This window comes from Desulfuromonas acetexigens (genome assembly GCF_900111775.1).
GTDB classification, from domain to species: domain Bacteria; phylum Desulfobacterota; class Desulfuromonadia; order Desulfuromonadales; family Trichloromonadaceae; genus Trichloromonas; species Trichloromonas acetexigens.
Genome location: NZ_FOJJ01000037.1, coordinates 192,360 through 213,779 on the forward strand (window position 1 = coordinate 192,360; position 21,420 = coordinate 213,779).

Below are 21,420 nucleotides of genomic sequence, written 5' to 3' on the forward strand. Positions count from 1 at the left end.
ACGATGAAAATAGTTGTCACAACATCGGGAAACGATCTTCAGGCGCCGCTCGATCCCCGCTTCGGCCGGGCGGTCGGTTATCTGCTTTATGACACGGAAAGCGCGGCCTTCGAACTCATCGACAATGCGAAAGCCCAGGAAACCTCGCACGGGGCGGGGATTCTCGCCGCCGAACGGGTCGCTCGCACCGGCGCCAAGGCGCTTATCACCGGCCATTGCGGCCCCAAGGCCTTTCGCGTACTGCAAGCGGCGGGGGTCAAAGTCTACAACTGCGAAGCCGCGACGGTCGCGGAAGCCTTGGAGCAATACCGCGCGGGGAAATTGGTCGAAGCCGAAGGCGCCGATGTTTCGGGGCATTGGGCATGAGCGTAACAGCATACGGAAAGGAAAAAACGGCATGAAACTGGCGGTAGCTTCCGGTAAAGGGGGGACGGGCAAGACCACGGTCTCGGTGAATCTGGCGCGCACCCTGGGGCGGGCCGTGCATCTGCTCGATTGCGATGTCGAAGAGCCCAACGCCCATCTCTTTCTTCAGGGACGCTTGACCAAGGAAGAGACCGTCGCCCTCGCCATCCCCCAGGTGGATGAAACCCTCTGCGACGGCTGCGGCGAGTGCGGCAGGTTCTGCGAGTTTCACGCCATCGTCAGTTTCGGCACGGCGCCTCTGGTCTTTCCCGAACTCTGCCACGGCTGCGGCGGCTGCGCCCGGGTCTGCCCGCAAAAAGCCATCAGCGAAGTCGACAAGCGCATCGGCGTGGTCGAAACCTTGCAAGCGGGGGAGATTACCCTGACCCAGGGGCGTCTCGACGTCGGCGTGGCCATGGCGCCGCCGCTGATCCGTGCGGTCAAGGATGCCCTGCATGACGATCAACCGGCCATCCTCGATGCGCCGCCGGGCACCTCCTGCCCGGTCATCGCCACCCTGCGCGAGGTCGATTATGTGTTACTGGTCACCGAGCCGACCCCCTTCGGCCTGCACGATCTCAAGCTGGCGGTCGACATGGTGCGGGAGTTGGGCCTCCCCTTCGGCGTGGTGGTGAACCGCATGGGCAGCGGCGACCTCCGCACCCACGACTTCTGTCGGACGGAAAAGATTCCCATCCTCCTCGAAATCCCTGACGACCGGCGCATCGCCGAGGCCTATTCCCGGGGAAAACTGATGGTCGACGCCCTCCCCGAATATCGCCACCTCTTCCAGGGGCTGCTGGAAAAGACCCTGGGCCTATGAGAGCAGCAACCATGAAACATGTCTACGGACCGGTGCCGTCGCGGCGCCTCGGACGATCCTTAGGGGTCGATCTCGTCCCCTTCAAAGTCTGCTCCTATGACTGCATCTACTGCCAGTTGGGGCGGACGACCGAAAAGACCCTTGAGCGCCGGGAATACGTTCCCATTGCAGAAATCCTGACCGAATTGAAAAGCCTGCTGGCGCAAGGCGCGGCGCCGGACTACATCAGTCTCGCCGGTTCCGGGGAGCCAACGCTCAATTCCGGCATCGGCGAACTGATCCGGAACATCAAGGAGATCACCTCGATTCCGGTGGCGGTCTTGACCAACGGCTCGCTACTCTGGCGGGACGATGTGCAAGAGGAACTGCTCGCCGCCGATCTGGTTCTGCCCTCCTTGGATGCCGGGGATGCGGCCCTTTTCGAACTGGTGAACCGGCCTCATGGGGGAATTTCCTTCGAGCGGATGGTGGAAGGGCTGGTGACCTTTACCCGGCGCTTTCCCGGCGAGGTCTGGCTGGAGGTGCTACTCCTCGGCGGCGTGACCGGCATTCCCCGCGAAGCGGAAAAGATCAATGATCTCATCGAGCGGATTCAGCCCCAGCGGGTGCAACTCAATACCGTGGCGCGCCCTCCAGCTGAAGACTTTGCTTTTGCCCTTTCGACAAAGCAGATGCGGGCGTTGCAGAAATCGTTCACCGTCCCGGCAGAGCTGATCAACGAAAACCCTGAAGCAAGCCCTGAGTATTCCGACACGAGCGCCGTCGACGAGGAACGGATCCTGGCGTTGCTGGAGCGGCGACCTTGCACCTGCGGCGATCTCGCCAAGGGCCTAGGCCTCCATGTCATGGCGGCGATGAAAGCCCTCGATCCTCTCCTTGCCGCCGGCAAGATCAACGCGGTCGTCATCGGTGGAAAGCCCTTTTACCGCGCGCGGCAAGCGCCGGAAAAAGAGGCGCTCAGGCCGGTATGAACGCCATGGCGGCCTTGACGATCCGGGTTACGGAATTTTGCTCTGCTTCCATTTCTAGATAAGGAAAAGGTTGAACTATGAAAGAGCTGGTCATTATCAGCGGCAAGGGGGGGACCGGCAAGACCAGCGTCACCGCCTCTTTCGCCGTGCTGGCTGAAAAGGCGGTACTCGCCGATTGCGACGTCGACGCGGCCGATCTGCATCTGGTGTTGAAGCCGGATGTCCGGGAGCGCCACGATTTTCGCAGCGGGCATGAGGCGGTCATCCGCGAGGCGGACTGCACCGGCTGCGGAGTTTGCCTCGACCTGTGCCGGTTCGACGCGGTGCGGACCCATGAAACCGAAGCCGGTGCGCGCTGCGTCGTCGATCCGGTGGCCTGCGAGGGCTGCGGGGTCTGTGTGCGTTTCTGCCCGCAAACGGCCATCGATTTTCCCGAGCGGCTCTGCGGCGAATGGATGGTTTCCGATACCCGTTGCGGGCCGATGGTCCATGCCCGGCTGGGGGTGGCCGCCGAGAATTCGGGCAAGCTGGTCGCCACCGTGCGCCAGGAGGCCCGGCGCATCGCCGAGGAGCAGGGGCGCAATCTGGTGATTGTCGACGGCCCCCCCGGCATCGGCTGCCCGGTCATCGCTTCGCTGAGCGGCGCCGCCCAGGTGCTGGTCGTCACCGAGCCGACCGTCTCCGGCGAGCACGATCTCGCGCGGGTGCTGAAGCTGGCCGCGCATTTCGGGATTCCGGCATCGATCTGCGTCAACAAGTGGGATCTCAACCCGGAGATGACCGAGCGCATCGAAAAGCAGGCCCGAACGGTAGGTGCGAATGTGGCCGGGCGCATCCGCTACGACCGCTCCGTCACCCAGGCGCAGATTCAGGAGCGGGCGGTGGTCGAGATCGACGCCCCCTGCGCCAAGGACATTCGCGCCCTCTGGGCCGGCCTGGGGCTTTCGTGCTGAGGGGCAAAAGAGCGGGTGGCGGACGGGGAGGTTCCGGGCATGGCCGTTGACCCGTCGCCGGAGCTCGCCGAACACTACGGGCACGGCCGCTGCGTGATCTGCGGCGGCCGCAACCCCCATTCCCTGCGCCTGCGCTTCGAGCCGACGGCGGATGGTGGAGTGCGGGCATCCTTTTTCGCCCATGGGGAACTGCAAGGCTATACCGATCTGCTGCACGGCGGGGTCATGGCCTCATTGCTCGATGCGGCCATGACCCACTGCCTTTTTCATCTCGGCATCGAGGCGGTCACCGGCGAGCTCAACATCCGCTACCTGCGCCCCATCCCCTGCGGCTCGGCGCTGGAAATCCGCGCCTGGCGACTCTCCGCCTTCCCCCCGCTGCACCGGCTCAAGGCGCAAATTCTTTCCGGCGGCGAAGTCATGACCCTAGCCGAAGCCAAATTCATGGAGCGCCCGGTGCGCTGATCTCCCCCTTTCAATGTAAAATTTTTATCCATAATGGCCCGTCGATTGTGCGACAATCGGCGCCAGGATTTTAATCAGCGCAATGAGGAGGATGCCATGCCGGAAAGAAAGAGAATCATCGTCATCGGCGGATCGGCCGCCGGCCCCAAAGCCGCCGCCAAGGCCCGCCGTCTCGACGAAAACGCCGAAATCGTCATCATCCAGAAGGCCCCCGATCTGTCCATGGCCTCCTGCGGCTATCCCTATTATGTGGGCGGCGTCTTTGACGACCGCAACATGCTCATCTGCACCCCCACCGGCGAGGTCCGCGATCCCAAGTTCTACCTCAAGGCCAAGGGGATCGTCGCCCGCACCGAAACCGAGGCGTTGCGCATCGACCGCCAGGCAAAGACCCTGCTGATCCGCGACCTCAAGAGCGGCGCGGAAGAGACCCTGGCCTACGACAAGCTGATCATCGCCACCGGCGCGCTGCCAAAAAAGCCGCCGATCCCCGGGGTGGAGCTCGACGGCATCAGCACCTTGCAGTCGATGGGGGACGCCGACTATCTGCGCGACATCCGTGACGGCCGACAAATCACCAAGGCGGCGGTCATCGGCGGCGGGTTGATCGGCATCGAAACCTGCGAAGCCCTGCAACTGGCGGGGATCGACATCACCGTCATCGAAATGCTCCCCCAGTTGCTCACCTTTCTCGACTGGGAACTGGCCAAGCTGGTGGAAAACCATGTGCGCGCCAAGGGGGCCAACGTCATCACCGACAACGGGATCGCCGAGTTTCTCGGCGAAAACGGCAGGCTGACGGCGGTCAAGCTCCAGAACGGCACCGAGCTTCCCTGCGAGCTCGCGGTCGTCGCCATCGGCGTGACCCCCAATGTGCGCCTGGCACAGGAGGCGGGGCTTGAAGTCGGCGCGACGGGCGGGCTTTTGGTCAACGAATATATGCAGACCAGCGACCCCAACATCTACGCGGCCGGGGACTGTGTCGAAGCCCTCAATCTCATCACCGGCAAGAAGGTCCATGCCCCTTATGGCGATCTGGCCAATCTGCAGGGTCGGGCCGCCGGCGAAAATGCCGTGCTCGGCAACGCCGTCACTTTTCCCGGCACCATCCAGACCGGCATCTGCAAGGTCTTCGACTTCGCCGCCGGATCGACGGGGCTGTCGGAAAAAGCGGCGCGGGCGGCGGGCCTGACGGAGATCGAAACGGTGATCAACGCCAGCCCTGACAAACCCGGCTTTATGGAAGGCAAGCTGCTCGTCTCGAAACTGGTGGTGGAAAAAAGCAGTGGCCGGATTCTCGGCGCCCAATGCGTCGGCCCGGGGGATGTGAGCAAGCAGCTGGCCATCTGGGCGATGGCGATCAAGGCCCGCCTGGGCGTCGAGGAGATGATCAATGCCGATCTGCCCTACGCGCCTCCTTTTTCCCTGGCCATCGACCATTCCATCGCCACCGCCCATCTCATGCAAAACAAACTGAAAGGGCGTATGCGGGGGATTTCCTGCGTCGAGGTGAAGAAGAAGCTCGATGCCGGGGAGAGGCTTTTCATTCTCGACAATCGCGCCCCGGAGGAGTTCGACCAGATGCGCCTCGGCATCGGCGAACGGCTCATGCCCCTGGGTGCCCTGCGCGGCCGCCTGAATGAAATGCCGGCGGATAAAAACGCCGAGATCATCTGCTTCTGCAAGATCTCCCTGCGCGGCTACGAGGCGGCGCGGGTGCTCGAAGGGCACGGCTGGAAAAACGTCAAGGTGATGGAAGGCGGCGTCATGGCCTGGCCTTATCCCCGGGAAAAATAATTTTTTGTGGAGTGATGCTTATGCGTGTGACCGACCTGTGGACAAAAAATGCGCGCCCGACCCTGTCCTTCGAATTCTTCCCGCCGCGCAGTGAAAAGGATGAGGCGAGCTTCGCCAAAGTCGTCGACACCCTGGCCGAATTGAAACCGGACTTTGTCTCCGTGACCTTCGGCGCCGGCGGCTCCAGTCGCGAAGGCTCGTACCAGCTGGTTAAAAAACTGATTCAGGAAAAGGAGCTGGGGGTTATCGCCTACCTCGCCGCATACGGCTTGGGTCCGGATGAAATCTGTTCCATTCTCGATACTTACGCCGATCTCGGGGTGGAAAACATCCTCGCCTTGCGTGGCGACCCTCCCCGCGCGACCGAGGGACTGACCCCGCACCCGGAGAGCCTGGCCCATGCTTCCGACCTGTTGCACTTCATCAAGGGCCGCTACGCCTTCTGTCTAGGGGGCGCCGGCCATCCGGAAGGGCATCCGGAAGCGGCGAGCAAGGCCAGGGATCTCGACTATCTCAAACTCAAGGTGGCCAACGGCGCTGAATTCATCATCGCCAATTTCGTCTATGACACGCGGCTCTTCTTCGATTTCGTTGAGCGCTGCCGGGCGATCGGCATCGGCGTGCCGATTCTGCCCGGGGTGATGCCGATCTACAGTGTAAAGTTGCTGGAAATCCTCACGAAAACCTGCGGCGCGACAATCGGCGAAGAGGTGCGAAAAGGTCTAGCCGCGCTGCCCGCGGACGATACCAAGGCGGTCGCGGAATTCGGTATTGCTTTCGCCATCAAGCAATGTCGCGAATTGCTGGAACAGGGCGTTCCGGGCATCCATCTCTATACGATGGATAGAAGCGCGGCGCCCCTTGCCATCGTCAACGCCTTGAAAAATGAAAAGTTGCTCTGACCATGAAAACCTACCTTGAATGCGTTCCCTGCCTGCTGCGGCAGACGGTCGCAGCCTGCCGCATGCTCGCCGCTCCGGAAGCGGTTCAGGATCGCCTCGTCCGCAACGTCCTGACGGAACTGGCCAGTGCCGACCTCAGCCAGCCGCCGCCGGTCCTCGCCCAGGGGATTCATCGCCAAATCCGCGAACTGTCGCTGCAGAAGGATCCCTACCGCTGGGTCAAGAAGCATTTCACCGATCTGGCGGTCGGTCTGCTCGACGAATTGACGCAAACGGTGGAAGATTCGCCGAACCCGCCGGAAACCGCCCTGCGCCTGGCAATCGCCGGGAACGTCATCGATCTGGGCGTTACCGGAACGCTGAGCGAGGCGGAGGTGTTCGCGGCGATCGAGCATGCGTTGGCTGCCCCCCTGCAAGGCGATCCCGATGAACTCCTGCTGGCGGCGGAAGCGGCCAGGAAGATTCTCTACCTGGCCGACAACGCAGGGGAAATCGTCTTTGACCGGCTGCTGCTGCAGCAGCTCCCCCTGGAGCGGGTGACGCTGGCGGTGAAAGGGGCGCCGGTGATCAACGATGCCGTTCGTGAAGACGCCGTCGCCGCCGGAATCGACGCACTGGTTGAGGTGATCGACAACGGCGCGGATGTGCCGGGAACGCTTTTGGCCGAATGCAGCGAGAACTTCCTGCGCCACTTTGCCGAGGCCGATCTGGTCATCGCCAAGGGGCAAGGCAATTACGAAACCCTCAATGATGTACCCAAAGACATCTTTTTCATCCTGAAAGCGAAATGCCCAGTGATTGCACGGGATCTGGGGTGCAATGTCGGCGATTTAATTCTCCGGCGCTCCACACACCAGGCCAAAAGGGGGCAGGATCCGACCGGATTGTCCGATAGAACGCCGTGAAACTATTTCGCTGAACCGTAAGAATCCATGCCTGCGGCAACCTCCCATCGCCCCTTGCCACTAATACAACCGGCCCAACGGGATCTTCCTGTTGGGCCGGTTTTTTCCCGGGATCGAAACCTCAGGGACGAAAAGCCGTGCAGGTCGTTATGCTTGCGCCGGCGGCCAGGGGCGCCCGAGGCGAATGGTCACGGCCAGCCCCAGGCACAGCAGGCCAATGATCAGCCCCGTCACCCCGGTCCATTCCCGCCAGCTCCAGAAGAAGCCTCCGACCGTTCCGGAAATACTCGAACCGAGATAGTAGAAGAAGAGATAGAGGGCCGAGGCCTGGGCCTTGGCGACGGGCGCCCGGCGACCGACGCCGCTGGAAGCGACGGAGTGGACGCCGAAAAAACCGACGGTGAAGATGCCGACGCCGAGCACGATCCAGGGCAGGGCGGCGGCCAAAGTCAGCAACGCGCCGACGACCATGGCCGCCAGGCCGAAGCGGATCAGCGGCGCCCGACCGAAGCGGTTGACGAAATGCCCCATGATCGAGGCGCTCAAGGAGCCGAGCAGATAGACGAGAAAGATCAGGCTCGCCTGGCTCTGGCTGAGGAGATAGGGTCCTTCGAGCAGGCGAAAGGTCAGGTAGTTGTAGAGGGTGACAAAGGCGCCCATGGCGAGAAAGGCGATGAGATAGAGGCGGCGCAGCAGCGGATCGCGCAGATGCCGACCAAGGGAGGTGAAGAGATAGGCGGCGGCAAAAGGGCGCGGCGGCAGGTGCGAGGGGGGGAGACTGGCGGAGAAGAAGAAGCTGGTCAGCAGGCAGGCGCCGCCGAGGATGAAAAAGGCCGCCTGCCAAGTCCAGAGATCGGCGAGGATGGCGGTGAGCAGCCGTCCGGCCATGCCGCCGACGGCGTTGCCGCTGATGTAAAGGCCCATGGCCGAGGCGATGGCCGACGGGCTCATCTCCTCGCTCAGATAGGCCATGGCCACGGCCGGAAGCCCGGCGAGCAGCAATCCTTGTAGAAAGCGCAGGCCGAGCAGTCCGGCAAAGCTGTCATTGAAACCGATCAGCAGGGTCAGGCACGAGGTCAGGATGAGCGCGCCACTCATGACCCGCTTGCGCCCCCAGGTTTCCGACAGGGTACCGACAAAGAGCATGGCGACGGCCAGGGTGCCGGTGGCCAGGGAGAGGGGCAGGCTGCCGAGAGCTGGTGAGACGCCGAAGCTTTTGGAGAATTCCGGCAGCAACGGCTGCACCGCGTAGAGGCTGACGAAGGTGACGAACCCGGCCAGAAAGAAGGCGAGATTGACCCGACGATAGACGGCGGTGCCGACCTGGATGCTCCCCAACCCGGGATTCTCCGGCGGCGTGTGCGGGTTGACGTGCTGATGATGGCGCGGGTCGCTGGTCATGATTGACGGGAAAGATAGCACCGAAGTTGAGGCAAGGGAAGGGGCTCGCAAGGATGAGCCACCGGACTCCTATCCCTGCGCCACTGGTCACCAAAGACAAAAACACCGTGAATCCTTCGTGCGACTCCACGGTGTTTTACATTCAGGCCGGTTATTTCAAGCGCCGGAAGCTTTGATCCGCTCAATCAACTCGGCGGGATCGAGCACATTGGCCCGATCTCCGAAATCCCCCTTATTTCTGGTCACCAGCGCGTCACACCCGTTGCGGGTGCAAATGACGTACTGCACAGCATCCTCGAAGTCCCTCATGCCCGTGCCGAGCGCCTCGCGGAAACCTTCTTCATCGATATCCGCCAGTCTGAAAGTATCGAGGATGTCGGCAATGAAGGCGCGGGCCTTTTCCTGGCCGGCGTGCTTGTTGATGATATAGAAAATGTCGGTGATGCTGGTATTGGAGAGACAGGCCGTGACTTCCTCCCGTTCCGCCAGCCGCCACAACAGTGCCGCCTGTTTAACGAAGGGCCGGCGATTCAAGGCGATATCGAGAACGACGTTGGTATCAATGAGAATCTTCACGGGGCTTCCCTTCGAGGGCGGCCCGGCGCTCGGCCTTCCAGTCTCCAAGTCGCGCCCCTTCGATCACCCCGATCCACTTGTCCACGGAGCTTTTGCCCTTTGTCACCCGCTCCAGGTCCACCGCATGGCGCTCTTCGGTTTCCTCGGCATCCAGAAAGATCACCAGGGCTCTCGACTTGCGTATCCCGGCGGGTTTGTGCTTGAGTTCGACGACTCCGTCACGATAAGTGGCTTCTACGGTCTGCGGCATGGCTTTATTCTCCCCTCGCCTGCAATTTCAAACGGTTTTCTTGATGCGGGTGTTCATCGGCGGACCTACAAATTCCGCCAGGGACATCGACACCTATAATGTGCCACAAAAAAGCCGTTTGCACGACAGCAAATCTGTTCATATTCGGTCTATCCCGGCCCCAGTTCTTTTCATTACCAAGCCGAAAGGGAAACCCATCTTCGACTCCGACAGCGAAAAAGCGACAAAAAATAAATGGAACCCTCCCCCGGGCAAGGCGTTACAAGCCGAGAATATGCTATCCTCAAGCCATCCTGAAGCAAGGAGCCGTCATGCCGTTTTTCCGAATCTTCACGCTTTTCTGTCGCGTTTCCCTGCTGCTGTGGCCGGCGCTCTTCTTCTGCCTGGGCATCGGCGCGCCGGCCTTCGCCGAGGTGCGAAAGGAGACCCTGCCGGAAGTGGTGGTGGTCGGTGGCGACCGCGCCTATCCCCCCTATGAATTTCTCGACCGGGACGGCCAGCCAAGCGGCTACAACGTCGAGCTGACCCGGGCCATCGCCGAGGTCATGGGGCTGCGGATCGAATTCCGCCTCGGCGGTTGGTCGGAGATGCGCGACGCCCTGCAAAGCGGCGCGGTCGATGTCTTGCAGGGGATGTCTTTTTCCGAGGAGCGCCTGGCCGAAGTCGACTTCTCCCTCCCCTCGGCCATCGTCAATCACGCCGTCTTCGCCCGCCGTGATTCCCCCCCGGTCAACACCCTCGCCGAACTCAATGAATACAGCGTGGCCCTGCACCGAGGCGGCATCATGCACGACTACCTGGCGCGCACCGGCTTCGCCGGGGAGCTGCTGCTCACCGAAACCCCGGCCGAGGCCATGCGTCTGCTGGCCGCCGGCAAGAGCGACTTCACCATCGTCGCCATCGTTCCCGGCATGTACCACATCCGCGAGCTGAAGCTGACCAATCTGCTGCCGGCGGTGCGCAATGTCGCCACCTACCGCTACGGCTACGCGGTGAAAAAGGGGAACGCCGAACTCCTCTCCCGTATCGACGAGGGCCTGGCGATTCTCAAGAAGACCGGTCGCCAGCAGGCGATCTACGAAAAGTGGCTGGGGGGGCTGGAACCGCGCCCCGTCGACTGGTGGACCCTCGTCAAATACGCGGCGGTGGTGGTCATCCCCCTGCTCCTCTTGCTCGGCGGCTTCGCCCTCTGGTCACGCATCCTCCATCGCCAGGTGGCGCTGCGCACCGCCGACCTCACCCGGGAAATCGCCGAGCGCCGCCACGCCGAGGAGGAGTTGCGCCTCAACCAGCGCCAGCTGGTGCAGGCGGACAAGCTCGCGGCCCTGGGCACCCTGGTTTCCGGCGTGGCCCACGAGATCAACAACCCCACCGGCCTGATTCTGCTGGAGGCGCCCAAGCTCAAGCGGTTTCACGGCGACGCCGTCAAGGTACTCGATCGCTACTTCGCGGAGAACGGCGATTTTCAATGCGGCGGCCTGCCCTATTCACGCATGCGCAAGGAAGTGGGGCGAGGGCTGGACAAGGTGCAGGAGGCGGCCAAACGGATCAAGCACATCGTCGACGATCTCAAGGATTTCGCCCGCCGCGACGACAGCGGTGACCACGCCCCGCTCGATCTGAACGCCGTCGCCCAGGCCGCCGTGCGCCTGACGGAACCCTCCATCCGCAAGGCCACCGCGCGCTTTCGCGCCGACTACGGCGCCGGGATTCCCGCCATTCGGGGGAACGCCCAGCGCATTGAGCAGGTTCTCATCAATCTGCTGCTCAACGCCTGCCAGGCCCTGCCCGACCCGAGTCGCGCCATTGAACTCGTCACCCGCCATGATCCGGAGCGGAATCTGGCGGTTCTGCAACTGCGCGACGAGGGGACCGGCATCGCCCCGGAAAACCTCGCGCGCCTGACCGATCCTTTCTTCACCACCAAACGGGACAGCGGTGGCACCGGTCTCGGCCTCTCCGTTTCCGCCGGCATCGTCAAGGAACACGGCGGCACCCTCGAATTCGCCTCGGTTCCCGGCGAAACCCTCGTCACCCTCTGCCTGCCCGTCTTCCAGGAGGAACCGACCCGTGAGTGAACGGCTCTATCCCGCGTTTAAAATTCTGCTGGTGGATGACGAGCCGGACTGGCTCGGCTCCCTCGCCCTGACCCTGGAAGCCCGCGCCGGGCTCTCCAACCTCCTCACCTGCGACGACAGCCGCCGGGTCATGGAGTTGCTCGATCAGGGGGGGATCGGTCTGGTCGTGCTCGACCTGACCATGCCCCATCTTTCCGGGGAGGCGCTGCTCAAGGAGCTCGCCGAACGCCATCCCGAGGTCACGGCCATCGTCCTCAGCGGCCTGAACCAGCTGGAGACGGCGGTGCGCTGCATGAAGCTCGGCGCCTTCGACTACTGCGTCAAGACCGACGAGGAGGAGCGCATCGTCGGCGCGGTGCTGCGGGCGGTGCGCATGCAGGAGATGCGGCGGGACAATCAGGAACTCTCCAGTCGCCTCGTTTCCGGCGAGCTGCGCCACCCCGAAGCCTTTGCCGGCATCGTCACCGGCGACCGGGGGATGCTGGCCCTCTTCTCCTATCTGGAGGCGGTGGCGCCCAGCCCGCAACCGCTGCTGATCACCGGCGAGAGCGGTGTCGGCAAGGAACTCTTCGCCCGCGCCGCCCATCGCCTGAGCGGTTGCCGGGGCAAGCTGGTGACGGTGAACGTCGCCGGGCTCGACGACACGGTCTTCGCCGACACCCTCTTCGGCCACCTGCGCGGGGCCTTCACCGGCGCCGAACAGGCGCGGCGCGGCATGGTCGAAGAGGCCGCCGAGGGCACCCTCTTTCTCGACGAGATCGGCGACCTGAGCATTCCCTCCCAGGTCAAGCTGCTGCGGCTGTTGCAGGAAGGGGAATATTTCCCCTTGGGCGCCGACCTGCCGAAGCGTCTCAAGGCCCGGATCATCGTCGCCACCCACCGGGATCTGGCGGCGCGGGAGGATTCCGGCGCCTTCCGCCGCGACCTCTATTACCGTCTGCGTACTCATCGCATCGAAGTGCCGCCCCTGCGCGAGCGCCCCGGCGACATCCCCTTGCTCTTGGAGCATTTTCTTGCCGAGGCGGCGCGCGCCCTGGGCAAGAAGAAACCGCCGGTCCCTCGGGAGTTGGCGCGCTTCCTCGCCGGCTATGCCTTCCCCGGCAACGTCCGCGAACTGCGGGCCATGGTCTACGACGCCCTCAGCATTCACCGCGACGGGCCGCTGGCCCTGGACGCTTTCGTCCAGGCCGCGCGTCAGGCCCCGGATGCTCCTGCGGTGGCCGCCGTCCCCAGCCGCAACCCCTTCGCCGGGTTTCCCGAATTGCCCACCTTCACCGAAGCCGCCGCCTTTCTGGTGATGGAGGCGATGGACCGCGCCGGTCACAACCAGACCCTGGCCGCGCGCCTGCTCGGCATCTCCCAGCCAGCCCTGAACAAACGCCTCAAACAGATGCGCGAGGGCGGGGCATAACCGGGGGTTATAGCTATAACCTCTGGTTATGGACGGTTCCATCCCATTGAAATTCTTTCGAATTTTATCGCCCGGCCGCCCCGAGCCATAACCCCGGGTTATGGCCGCGCTTCCCGCCTGCTTTGAGCTTCTCAAGAAAAACACAATAATTTCGGTTGGATAGAAACACTTTCCGACTTGGCACTCTCCATGCTCTAGGGAATAGGCAAGCACGGTGTCGCACAGACGACATCGGCAACCCGGACCCAACCAATGGAGGTGCCCCATGGCAATGTTCTGGATCCAATTCATCCTCGTTCTCGGTGCGGTACTCATCGGTATCCGCAGAGGCGGCGTCGCCCTCGGTCTGATCGGCGGCCTCGGCGTTTCCCTGCTCGTCCTCGGCTTCCGCAGCTCCCCCTCCGAACCGCCCATCGCCGTCATGCTCATCATCCTGGCGGTGGTCACCGCCTCGGCCACCTTGCAAGTGGCGGGCGGCCTCGACTACCTGGTGCAGTTGACGGAAAAACTGCTGCGCGCCCATCCCAAGTACGTCACCATCCTCGCCCCCCTTTCGACCTTCTTCCTCACCGTCTGCGTCGGCACCGGCCATGCCGTCTACGCCCTGCTGCCAGTCATCGCCGATGTCGCCTTCAAGACCGGCATCCGCCCCGAGCGACCGATGGCGATTTCCAGCGTCGCCTCGCAGATGGGGATCACCGCCAGCCCGGTGGCCGCCGCCGTCACCTTCTTCCTCGGCTTTGCCGCCAAGGCCGGCTATCCGGTGACCCTCATCGACATCCTCTCCGTGACCATGCCGGCCGGGGTCATCGGCCTGCTCACCGCCGCCCTGTGGAGCTTCAACCGGGGCAAGGATCTGGACAAGGACCCCGAATACCAGGCCCGCCTGCAGGATCCGGAATTCCGCAAGGCGCTCGATGTGAACGTCACCACGCTGGACAAGAAGATCAGCAAGGCCGCCAAGATTTCCGTCGCCCTCTTCTTCACCGGCGTCGGCACCATCATCCTCTTCGCCGTCTACCCCCACCTGCTGCCGCTTAACGCCGCAGGCAAGACCGTGCCGATGACCACCGTCGTCCAGTTCGTCATGCTCGCCTACGGTGCCTTCATCATGTTCGCCGCCGACGTGAAAGCCAAGGATATCGCCCACTCCAGCGTCTTCATCGCCGGCATGATCGCCGTCGTCTCGATCTTCGGCATCGCCTGGATGAGCGATACCTTCATCGCCGCCAACAAGAAATTCCTGGTCGACAACATCGGTATCATGGTCAAGATCGCCCCCTGGACCTTCGCTATCGCCACCTTCTGCATCTCGGCCTTCGTCAAGAGCCAGGCGGCGACCCTCGCCATCACCCTGCCCCTGGGCCTGGCCCTCGGCCTGCCGGTGCCGCTGCTCTTGGGCCTAGTGCCAGCCAGCTACGCCTACTTCTTCTTCGCCTTCTATCCCAGCGACCTGGCGGCCATCAACTTCGACCGCACCGGCACCACCCGCATCGGCAAGTACCTGCTTAACCACAGCTTCATGATCCCCGGCCTGATCGGCGTCAGCGTCTCGACCATCGTCGCCTACACCATCGCCAGCGTGATTCTCTGATTTTCGCGGATTCTCGACAGCAAACGACAAAAGGCGCCGGACAGGGCGCCTTTTGTCGTTATGACGGCGGCGAAGCGAGCGGAAGCTTGCAGGTGGTCGGTTTGGACGTATGATTCAAAGCGAAACAGGAATTTTTGGTAGTTTGGCCGGCGAGACGATCCAGCTGAAATCGAAGATAAAATGAGGGCGAAAGCGCGCTTTTCGCATTTCCGGATTTCCCCTGTTCAGATCCCCTAGACATTCATAGCAAATATGCTATAATCTGGCCATGCACTGGACAATCACCTACGTCAGCGAAACCGTTCAGGCAGCCATCCTGGAAATGCCGGGCGGCTTGCTCGCCCGGTACCTTCGCTACACAGACCGGATGGAAGTATATGGCCCCGACTTGGGGATGCCTCATACCCGCGCAATGGGGGAAGGGTTGTTCGAGTTGCGGCTGAAAGCTTCCGAAGGGATCGCCAGGGTGTTCTTCTGTACGGTCATCGGACGCAAGATCGTCATGTTGCACCACTTCGTCAAGAAAACCGATAAGACGCCGCCCAATGAGCTTGCCATTGCGCGCAGGCGTCTGAAGGAGGCCAAAGATGCTTTCTCACAAAGAGCTTAAGGCGCGCGCCCTCGCCCACGCCGAGGTGAAGGATGAATACGACAAACTGGAAGAAGAGTTTGCCTTGCTCGATGAATTTCTGAAAGCCAGGGCGGCGGCGGGCGTTACACAGGCGGAGGTCGCCGAGCGTATCGGTACCACCCAGTCGGCCATTGCCCGGCTCGAATCCGGCAACAGCAGACATTCGCCCTCACTCGCCACCCTTCGCAAATATGCCCATGCCCTTGGCTGTCGCCTCGAACTGCGCCTTGTCAAGGAGTCCGCCGCCGGGGGCATTAACAACAGGGATAGAGAAGTATCATGACCTCGGAACTCGGCAAAATCCGTCACCATTTTCGCGACGCGAAAGCACGCTTGCCGCCGGCGCCAAAAGCCTCTAGAATGTGTTGCAAACGCAATGCAAGGAGTTCGCCATGAAAACAGCCACGATACCGTCCCTCCGGGTCGATCCCGAACTGCGCGCGGCAGCCGAAAGTGTTTTACACGAAGGGGAAACCCTCTCCGGTTTCATGGAGAAGGCCCTGCGCGACGGCATCGAGCAACGGAAACTGCAACGGGAATTTGTGACGCGGGGTTTGGCCGGACGCGACGCAGCCCGCCACAGCGGCGAGTATTATTCCGCCGACGAGGTTTTGGCGAGCATGCGCGATATGCTGGCCCGTAACGAGGGCGAAGACCGCAAGTGAGCTTTGCTGTCCGTTACACCAGGACCGCCAGGGAAGACCTTCTGCGGTTGTACGATTTCCTCCTGCGAAAAGACCCGCGCGCCGCGCGCGGCGCCCTCGATGCCATCGAAAAGAGCATCGCCGTCCTGCGCGATTTTCCCTTTACCTGCCGCAAGGCGACCCCCGACGACCCTTTTCTGCGCGAGTTGGTGATACCTTTCAGTGGCGGCGGCTATGTCGCGCTTTTTGAGATCGAAGACGATAAAACCGTCACCGTCCTCGCGGTTCGCCATCAACGCGAAGACGATTATCGCTGAGCGGACGTTGCTGGATTTCTTCTGTTGTCCTCATGCTCGCTTGCCTGTGCGGCAATGATCGGAAAAATAAATCCGTCCCCTTTTTCCTTTCGTCCGTCCCCTTTTTCCTTTGATGTAGGCAGTGGTGACAAAACACTCTTCCCGAACCTAATTGGTCACGATGGATCTATCCCCTTAACTGTAAAGTGATGGATAATCATGTATAGAATTATTGGCTACTTAGCGTTATTCGAGGTTCTAGGGTTGCTTGGTTTTATTGTTTCGTCACGCGGCCCAGAAGGGATGGTTGCTCGTTACTTGCCTTTATTGTTGGCCTTTGTGGCGGTTGTGTTTGTCGCCTACTTGAAGGCGAAAGCCTTCTCATACAGAGAAATTGTTTATATCTCGGTTGCAGTATCTGCGGTATTTATTCTTGTAGTGCAGATCTTGGGATTTACCGTCTATCCTGGTTTGGCTAAGGGTATGGATTTTCTTTCAGGAGAGAATTTAGTGCGGACAGGTGTGATGCTGTCTGTTGGAACGGTGGGGCATTTTTTACTGCTGTCTCTGGTCCGCATAGGGAGAATTTTATAGCTATATTAGTCGTCTCTGAAAAATGTTAAGTATTCGAAATTAAATGTTTAATTCGCTGTTTATGATTGATAAAATCACCGGAAAGAAGAGTTCACACTCCAATTTCTGGTGATTTCATGAAGCCAAAGAAGCCGCAACCGCAAGATCAGGCCGAACTGTTTCGATCGCGCCTTGACCAGATCCTTGACAGGAACCATCCGCTGTTCGTATTGGCCAACCAGATCGACTGGTCCGTGTTCGACCAGACGTTTGGCCGGTTGTATGCCGACAAAGGGCGTCCGGCATTGCCGACCCGGTTAATGGTCGGGCTGCACTACTTGAAGCACGCCTTCGACGAGAGCGACGAATCGGTGGTGGCTCGGTTGCTGGAGAACCCCTACTGGCAATATTTCTGCGGGTTCGAGTTCTTCATCCATCGCCTGCCCCTCGATCCGAGTTCCTTGGTGCGCTGGCGCAAGCGGATCGGCCCGAAAAACATGGAGCCGTTGTTTGGCGAGACGTTGGAGACGGCCAAGCGCGGCGAACATCTGACCGAGTCGCACCTGGAGCGGGTCAACGTCGACACCACGGTGCAGGAGAAGGCGATCGCCTATCCGACAGACGCCCGGCTGCAGCACAAGGCGCGGGTGCTCCTGGTCAAGGCGGCGAAGAAGCGCGGCATTCCGTTACGGCAGAGCTACCTTCGCCTCGGCAAGACCGCCCTGATCATGGCCGGCCGCTATGCCCATGCTCGGCAGATGCGGCGGGCGAAAGCAGAACAGAAGAAGATCAAGAACTACCTGGGTCGGGTGTATCGCAACCTCCTGCGCAACTGTCCGCAGCCGGACGAAGAGCTGGCGGAGTTGCTGCATCTGACCAAAAGGCTGCTGACCCAGAAGCGTAACGACAAAGACAAACTGTACAGCCTGCACGCCCCCGAGGTGGAGTGCATCAGCAAGGGCAAGGCCCACAAGAAATACGAGTTCGGCTGCAAGGTGTCGGTGGCGACAACGTCCAAGGACAACTGGATCGTCAGCGTGGAGGCGCTGCACGGCAATCCGTTCGACGGCCACACCCTCAAAGGCGCCCTGCAACAGATCCGGCGCCTCGTTGGCTGGGAGGCCGAAAATGCCTACGTGGACAAGGGTTACAAGGGCAACCCGAAGCAACTGGGCGCAACCAACGTTCACCTGGCCAATCGACGGAAAAAGAGCATGAAGCCGAGTGAGTGGCGCTGGTTCAAGCGGCGATCCGCCATTGAGCCGGTCATTGGCCACATGAAGCAGGACAACCGGATGGATCGCAACTATCTCAAGGGTACCGACGGCGACAAGATGAATGCCATCCTGGCCGCCTGCGGCTTCAACCTGAGAAAGCTTCTGCGGGCTCTTCTTTGGCTTGTTTTCAAAGAACTGGACCGACTCAAATCGTTGCTGATGTTGCTCAAACGAGCCGGTTGGGTCGCCAGGGAACGGATACGGTCACCTGGGTTCAACATGGAATTCCCTTCGGGTATCGCCTGAAGGCGAAATTTCGAATTTTTCAGGGACGACTATGTATTCAAAACCAAACTGGAAAAGTCACATGACCCCTTTTCCCCGCAAATCTCGGATGGCTCGAAATGGATCACTCCACCATTGCCTCTGCCTATAATTCACTGGCCGAACGCTGGCTGGACGAGCGGTTTGGTCGGACTGACGGCGTTCGCCAACACGAGCGTGCCCTGGCCTTTCTTGACGACGGCAGCGAAGGCTGGGCGCTTAATGTCGGCTGCGGCTGCAATACTCGCTTCAACCCTATGCTGCGCGATCGCGGGTTGCGGATCGAGGGCATCGATATCTCCGAGCGTATGATTGAATTGGCCAGAGTCGCCGATCCCGCTGTCCTTCTGCATCATGCCGACGTCTGCGGCTGGCGCCCCCAGCGCACCTATCGCTTCATCTCGGCCTGGGACAGCATTTGGCATGTCCGACTTGAAGAACAACGACCGTTGCTGCTGAAACTCATGCATGCCCTGGAGGCCGGAGGCGTCTTTATCTTTTCCGCGGGGGGGCTTGATCATGCGGACGAGCACGTCGACTCGGCAATGGGGCCTCCCCTCTATTACAGCACGCTCGGGATCCCGGGCCTGCTCGACGTCATCAAGGAAGCGGGGTGCCTTTGCCGGCACCTCGAATTCGATCAGTATCCGTTGAAGCATCTCGTCGTCATGGCTCAACGGCCCGCCTGACCGCCATCCGGATTCGCTTTATTTTCCCATTGCTTCGCGCCTCCCCCCCATGCTAGTTTTTAACCATCGGACAACTTCGGCCGGGCTGGTTCGCGCCCCGGCCTTTTTCATTTCAGGCATTTCATGACCCCTCCCGTTAAACCCGAACTGCTCGCCCCCTGCGGTAGCCTCGAAGCCTTCTTCGCCGCCATGGAAAGCGGCGCTGATGCCGTCTACGCCGGGCTCAAGGAGTTTTCCGCCCGGGCCAAGGCGAAGAACTTTTCCCTGACCGACATGGAGCGGATGCTCGCCTACGCCCACCAGCGCGGGCGCAAGGTCTACGTCACCCTCAACACCCTGGTCAAGGAAGCGGAGCTGCCGCAGCTGGTCGACACCCTCGCGGCACTGGAAGCGATGGGGATCGACGCGGTGATTTTGCAGGATCTGGCGGTCTGGCGGCTGGCGAAGGAGCACTTTCCCGGGATCGAGCTGCACGCCTCGACGCAGATGACGGTGCACAACGCCGCCGGGGTGCGGATGCTGGAGAAGATGGGTTTTACCCGGGGCGTGCTGGCCCGAGAACTCTCCCTGGCGGAGATCGCCGCGATCCGCGCCCAAACCACCCTGGAGCTGGAGCACTTCATCCACGGCGCCCTCTGTTTCTGCTTTTCCGGCCAGTGCTATTTTTCCTCCTTTCTCGGCGGCAAGAGCGGCAACCGCGGGCGCTGCGCCCAGCCATGCCGCCGCCGCTACCGCTATCGCCAGAACGACGGCTACTATTTTTCCCCCAACGACCTCTCGGCCATCGACCTCTTGCCGCAGTTGCGCGAAGCCGGGGTCATCAGCTTCAAGATCGAAGGGAGGATGAAGAGCGCCGAGTACGTCGCCAACGTCGTCGGCGCCTACCGGCTGGCCCTCGACGCCCCCGCCACCAAACGGGCGGAGGCGGTCAAGGAGGCCAAGCAGCTGCTCAAGTCTTCCTTCGGGCGGCCGCCGACCAAGGGCTTTCTCCCCGGCGGCATCCCCACCGACATCGCCGTCCCCTCGATCAAGGGGGCGACCGGGCAGTTGCTCGGCGAGGTCGCGGCGGTGCGCGGCGGCGATGTCTCCTTCAAAACCCGCGACCGGCTGCACGTCGGCGACCGCCTGCGCATCCAGCCGAAGAGCGACCAGGCCGGCACCGCCTTTACCGTGAAGAGCCTGCTGCTCGGACGCAACCCAGTGAAAAAGGTCAATGCCGACAGCTACGTCACCGTCCCCTCCCCCTTTTCCGGGATTTTCAAGGTCGGCGACGGGGTCTTCAAGGTCTCTTCGGAGCAGGCCTTCACCATGAGCGAGGTCGCCTGCCGGCGCAAGCTGGAGGCGGTGCGCCGGGAACCGGCTCCGGTCGACCTGGAGCTGTCCGTCAGCGCCGAGCGCATGCACATCGTCGGGTCCTGCGGCGCCATCCGCGTCGAAGGGGACTACCCGCTGGAGAGCTACCCGGCCGGGGACTCCTCGCTGACTCCCGAGATCTTAAGGGGGGTCTTCGCAAAGGCCGCGGACGAGCCCTTCGCCCTGCGCGATTTGACCACCGGGGAACTGCCGGCGGTGGTCATCCCGCCCAAGCGGCTCAAGGAGATCCGCCGTGATTTCTACCAGGCGCTGCGCCGGGAAGCGGAAGAGCGCCGGGGGCGGGTGCGCCGCGAGCATCGCCAGGCGGCCCTGGCCGACTTGCTCCCCGCCGCGCCGCGCCGCGCCGCCGAGGAACGGCGGATCAGCGTCGCCATCCGCGACAGCCGCGACGCCCAGTTGCTTAATGACTCGGCCGTCGATCGCCTGATCCTCCCCCTGACCCCGGGCAACGTCCAGGAGTCAGGCCGTCTGGGCAAGCGCGGCGACGACCGGGGGGAACAGATCGTCTGGGATATTCCCTTCATCATTTTCGATCACCAGTGGGATGGCTACCGCGCCACCGTCCGCGAGCTGGTGAACCGGGGCTTTCTTTCTTTCCGCCTCAACAATCTCGCCCATTTCGAACTCTTCGCCGGGCTGGAGGGGCTCCTGCTGAGCACCAGTTACCGGCTTTATGCCCTCAACAGCCAGGCCCTTCTCGCCTGGAAGGAACTGGGCGCCGGAGAAGCGGCCCTGTACATCGAGGATGACCGTGACAATCTGGGTGACATCCTGCAACGCCCCGTCGGCATGCCCTTGGGGATGGTGGTTTACGCCTCGGTACCGCTCATCACTTCGCGCATCCCGATCAAAGGGGTGCGCGGCGACACGCCGGTGGTCTCCGACCGGGGGGACACCTACCGGGTGCACAAATCGGGGGATTTGACGGTGCTGACCTCGGAAACGGACTTCTCCCTTTTGGGTCGCCTCCCCGAACTGCAAGGGCTCGGCTGCGGCCGCTTCACCCTGGAACTGGGGCATCTCGGCCCTTTCTCGCCCAAAGGCAAGCAGGTCATGGAGGCGCTGAAGAAGGGACAGGCGCTGCCGGGGACGACCCTCTTCAACTATGAGTCGGGGATGGAATAGGGAGGCGGAGGGGAGA

22 protein-coding genes are annotated in these 21,420 nt (G+C 61.9%); 19 read left to right on the forward strand and 3 right to left on the reverse strand.

All coding sequences use genetic code 11. The features are described from left to right. Positions 1–3 precede the first annotated feature (3 nt). The 8 genes from BQ4888_RS13190 to BQ4888_RS13225 all read left to right on the forward strand — a co-directional run bounded on the left by BQ4888_RS13190 (position 4) and on the right by BQ4888_RS13225 (position 7,221). Entirely contained in the window at positions 4–366 is a 363-nt protein-coding gene (locus tag BQ4888_RS13190) for a NifB/NifX family molybdenum-iron cluster-binding protein (RefSeq protein WP_092057723.1), read from the forward strand. Positions 367–397: 31 nt separating this feature from the next. Next, positions 398–1,228: an ATP-binding protein gene (locus BQ4888_RS13195; RefSeq protein WP_092057724.1), complete on the forward strand. Its 831-nt coding sequence runs from the start codon at positions 398–400 to the stop codon at positions 1,226–1,228. 11 nt (positions 1,229–1,239) lie between these two features. Beyond that, complete coding sequence (locus tag BQ4888_RS13200) at positions 1,240–2,199, forward strand: radical SAM protein (protein ID WP_205748012.1); 960 nt, start codon at positions 1,240–1,242, stop codon at positions 2,197–2,199. Between the two features lie 77 nt (positions 2,200–2,276). Then, entirely contained in the window at positions 2,277–3,152 is an 876-nt protein-coding gene (locus BQ4888_RS13205) for an ATP-binding protein (protein WP_092057726.1), read from the forward strand. Between the two features lie 39 nt (positions 3,153–3,191). Continuing rightward, the gene (locus tag BQ4888_RS13210; protein ID WP_092057832.1) at positions 3,192–3,617 is read left to right on the forward strand and encodes a PaaI family thioesterase; all 426 of its coding nucleotides are present in this window, start codon (positions 3,192–3,194) and stop codon (positions 3,615–3,617) included. Between the two features lie 96 nt (positions 3,618–3,713). Further along, positions 3,714–5,414, forward strand: coding sequence for an FAD-dependent oxidoreductase (locus BQ4888_RS13215; protein ID WP_092057727.1), 1,701 nt, complete (start codon positions 3,714–3,716; stop codon positions 5,412–5,414). Between the two features lie 20 nt (positions 5,415–5,434). After that, entirely contained in the window at positions 5,435–6,316 is an 882-nt protein-coding gene (locus BQ4888_RS13220; RefSeq protein WP_092057728.1) for a methylenetetrahydrofolate reductase, read from the forward strand. A gap of 2 nt (positions 6,317–6,318) precedes the next feature. Next, positions 6,319–7,221, forward strand: coding sequence for a damage-control phosphatase ARMT1 family protein (locus tag BQ4888_RS13225; RefSeq protein ID WP_092057729.1), 903 nt, complete (start codon positions 6,319–6,321; stop codon positions 7,219–7,221). A gap of 147 nt (positions 7,222–7,368) precedes the next feature. Here BQ4888_RS13225 and BQ4888_RS13230 read toward each other — a convergent pair whose 3' ends face one another. From BQ4888_RS13230 to BQ4888_RS13240, 3 genes are all read right to left on the reverse strand, one after another. Beyond that, complete coding sequence (locus BQ4888_RS13230; protein WP_205748013.1) at positions 7,369–8,622, reverse strand: MFS transporter; 1,254 nt, start codon at positions 8,620–8,622, stop codon at positions 7,369–7,371. A 156-nt stretch (positions 8,623–8,778) separates the two neighbouring features. Further along, positions 8,779–9,198 (reverse strand): type II toxin-antitoxin system VapC family toxin, encoded by a 420-nt coding sequence (locus BQ4888_RS13235; protein ID WP_170232869.1) that lies wholly within the window; start codon positions 9,196–9,198, stop codon positions 8,779–8,781. Beyond that, positions 9,182–9,448, reverse strand: a complete 267-nt coding sequence (locus BQ4888_RS13240) for a hypothetical protein (protein WP_092057732.1) — start codon at positions 9,446–9,448, stop codon at positions 9,182–9,184. Before BQ4888_RS13240 ends, BQ4888_RS13235 begins: the two co-directional genes overlap by 17 nt. 311 nt (positions 9,449–9,759) lie before the next feature. Here BQ4888_RS13240 and BQ4888_RS13245 point away from each other — a divergent pair, with 311 nt between their 5' ends. The 11 genes from BQ4888_RS13245 to BQ4888_RS13295 all read left to right on the forward strand — a co-directional run bounded on the left by BQ4888_RS13245 (position 9,760) and on the right by BQ4888_RS13295 (position 21,404). Beyond that, positions 9,760–11,526, forward strand: coding sequence for a transporter substrate-binding domain-containing protein (locus tag BQ4888_RS13245; RefSeq protein WP_092057733.1), 1,767 nt, complete (start codon positions 9,760–9,762; stop codon positions 11,524–11,526). Next, the gene (locus BQ4888_RS13250; protein ID WP_092057734.1) at positions 11,519–12,937 is read left to right on the forward strand and encodes a sigma-54-dependent transcriptional regulator; all 1,419 of its coding nucleotides are present in this window, start codon (positions 11,519–11,521) and stop codon (positions 12,935–12,937) included. Before BQ4888_RS13245 ends, BQ4888_RS13250 begins: the two co-directional genes overlap by 8 nt. Positions 12,938–13,202: 265 nt before the next feature. Continuing rightward, positions 13,203–14,531, forward strand: a complete 1,329-nt coding sequence (locus BQ4888_RS13255; protein ID WP_092057735.1) for an anaerobic C4-dicarboxylate transporter — start codon at positions 13,203–13,205, stop codon at positions 14,529–14,531. Positions 14,532–14,799: 268 nt separating this feature from the next. After that, positions 14,800–15,141 (forward strand): type II toxin-antitoxin system RelE/ParE family toxin, encoded by a 342-nt coding sequence (locus BQ4888_RS13260; RefSeq protein ID WP_092057736.1) that lies wholly within the window; start codon positions 14,800–14,802, stop codon positions 15,139–15,141. Further along, entirely contained in the window at positions 15,119–15,445 is a 327-nt protein-coding gene (locus BQ4888_RS13265) for a helix-turn-helix domain-containing protein (RefSeq protein ID WP_092057737.1), read from the forward strand. The genes BQ4888_RS13260 and BQ4888_RS13265 overlap by 23 nt, the downstream gene beginning before the upstream one ends. Positions 15,446–15,554: 109 nt before the next feature. Next, positions 15,555–15,827 carry a YlcI/YnfO family protein gene (locus tag BQ4888_RS13270; protein ID WP_092057738.1) on the forward strand — a complete coding sequence of 91 codons (273 nt, stop codon included), beginning with the start codon at positions 15,555–15,557 and terminating at the stop codon, positions 15,825–15,827. Continuing rightward, positions 15,824–16,123: a type II toxin-antitoxin system RelE/ParE family toxin gene (locus BQ4888_RS13275; RefSeq protein WP_092057739.1), complete on the forward strand. Its 300-nt coding sequence runs from the start codon at positions 15,824–15,826 to the stop codon at positions 16,121–16,123. The genes BQ4888_RS13270 and BQ4888_RS13275 overlap by 4 nt, the downstream gene beginning before the upstream one ends. Before the next feature lie 198 nt (positions 16,124–16,321). Next, positions 16,322–16,696 carry a hypothetical protein gene (locus BQ4888_RS13280; protein ID WP_092057740.1) on the forward strand — a complete coding sequence of 125 codons (375 nt, stop codon included), beginning with the start codon at positions 16,322–16,324 and terminating at the stop codon, positions 16,694–16,696. 116 nt (positions 16,697–16,812) lie between these two features. After that, positions 16,813–18,198: an IS5 family transposase gene (locus BQ4888_RS13285; protein WP_092057741.1), complete on the forward strand. Its 1,386-nt coding sequence runs from the start codon at positions 16,813–16,815 to the stop codon at positions 18,196–18,198. A gap of 98 nt (positions 18,199–18,296) precedes the next feature. After that, positions 18,297–18,905, forward strand: coding sequence for a class I SAM-dependent DNA methyltransferase (locus BQ4888_RS13290; RefSeq protein WP_092057742.1), 609 nt, complete (start codon positions 18,297–18,299; stop codon positions 18,903–18,905). Positions 18,906–19,028: 123 nt separating this feature from the next. Then, positions 19,029–21,404, forward strand: coding sequence for a peptidase U32 family protein (locus tag BQ4888_RS13295; RefSeq protein WP_092057743.1), 2,376 nt, complete (start codon positions 19,029–19,031; stop codon positions 21,402–21,404). Positions 21,405–21,420: the final 16 nt, after the last annotated feature.

Excerpts from the sequence above, each read along its gene's own strand:
- BQ4888_RS13220 (WP_092057728.1), top strand. The coding sequence starts at position 5,435 with ATGCGTGTGACCGACCTGTGGACAAAAAATGCGCGCCCGACCCTGTCC.
- BQ4888_RS13230 (WP_205748013.1), bottom strand. The coding sequence starts at position 8,622 with ATGACCAGCGACCCGCGCCATCATCAGCACGTCAACCCGCACACGCCG.
- BQ4888_RS13200 (WP_205748012.1), top strand. The coding sequence starts at position 1,240 with ATGAAACATGTCTACGGACCGGTGCCGTCGCGGCGCCTCGGACGATCC.
- BQ4888_RS13190 (WP_092057723.1), top strand. The coding sequence starts at position 4 with ATGAAAATAGTTGTCACAACATCGGGAAACGATCTTCAGGCGCCGCTC.
- BQ4888_RS13265 (WP_092057737.1), top strand. The coding sequence starts at position 15,119 with ATGCTTTCTCACAAAGAGCTTAAGGCGCGCGCCCTCGCCCACGCCGAG.
- BQ4888_RS13215 (WP_092057727.1), top strand. The coding sequence starts at position 3,714 with ATGCCGGAAAGAAAGAGAATCATCGTCATCGGCGGATCGGCCGCCGGC.
- BQ4888_RS13285 (WP_092057741.1), top strand. The coding sequence starts at position 16,813 with ATGAAGCCAAAGAAGCCGCAACCGCAAGATCAGGCCGAACTGTTTCGA.
- BQ4888_RS13245 (WP_092057733.1), top strand. The coding sequence starts at position 9,760 with ATGCCGTTTTTCCGAATCTTCACGCTTTTCTGTCGCGTTTCCCTGCTG.
- BQ4888_RS13210 (WP_092057832.1), top strand. The coding sequence starts at position 3,192 with ATGGCCGTTGACCCGTCGCCGGAGCTCGCCGAACACTACGGGCACGGC.
- BQ4888_RS13260 (WP_092057736.1), top strand. The coding sequence starts at position 14,800 with ATGCACTGGACAATCACCTACGTCAGCGAAACCGTTCAGGCAGCCATC.
- BQ4888_RS13195 (WP_092057724.1), top strand. The coding sequence starts at position 398 with ATGAAACTGGCGGTAGCTTCCGGTAAAGGGGGGACGGGCAAGACCACG.
- BQ4888_RS13205 (WP_092057726.1), top strand. The coding sequence starts at position 2,277 with ATGAAAGAGCTGGTCATTATCAGCGGCAAGGGGGGGACCGGCAAGACC.
- BQ4888_RS13240 (WP_092057732.1), bottom strand. The coding sequence starts at position 9,448 with ATGCCGCAGACCGTAGAAGCCACTTATCGTGACGGAGTCGTCGAACTC.
- BQ4888_RS13255 (WP_092057735.1), top strand. The coding sequence starts at position 13,203 with ATGGCAATGTTCTGGATCCAATTCATCCTCGTTCTCGGTGCGGTACTC.
- BQ4888_RS13270 (WP_092057738.1), top strand. The coding sequence starts at position 15,555 with ATGAAAACAGCCACGATACCGTCCCTCCGGGTCGATCCCGAACTGCGC.
- BQ4888_RS13280 (WP_092057740.1), top strand. The coding sequence starts at position 16,322 with ATGTATAGAATTATTGGCTACTTAGCGTTATTCGAGGTTCTAGGGTTG.
- BQ4888_RS13225 (WP_092057729.1), top strand. The coding sequence starts at position 6,319 with ATGAAAACCTACCTTGAATGCGTTCCCTGCCTGCTGCGGCAGACGGTC.
- BQ4888_RS13290 (WP_092057742.1), top strand. The coding sequence starts at position 18,297 with ATGGATCACTCCACCATTGCCTCTGCCTATAATTCACTGGCCGAACGC.
- BQ4888_RS13295 (WP_092057743.1), top strand. The coding sequence starts at position 19,029 with ATGACCCCTCCCGTTAAACCCGAACTGCTCGCCCCCTGCGGTAGCCTC.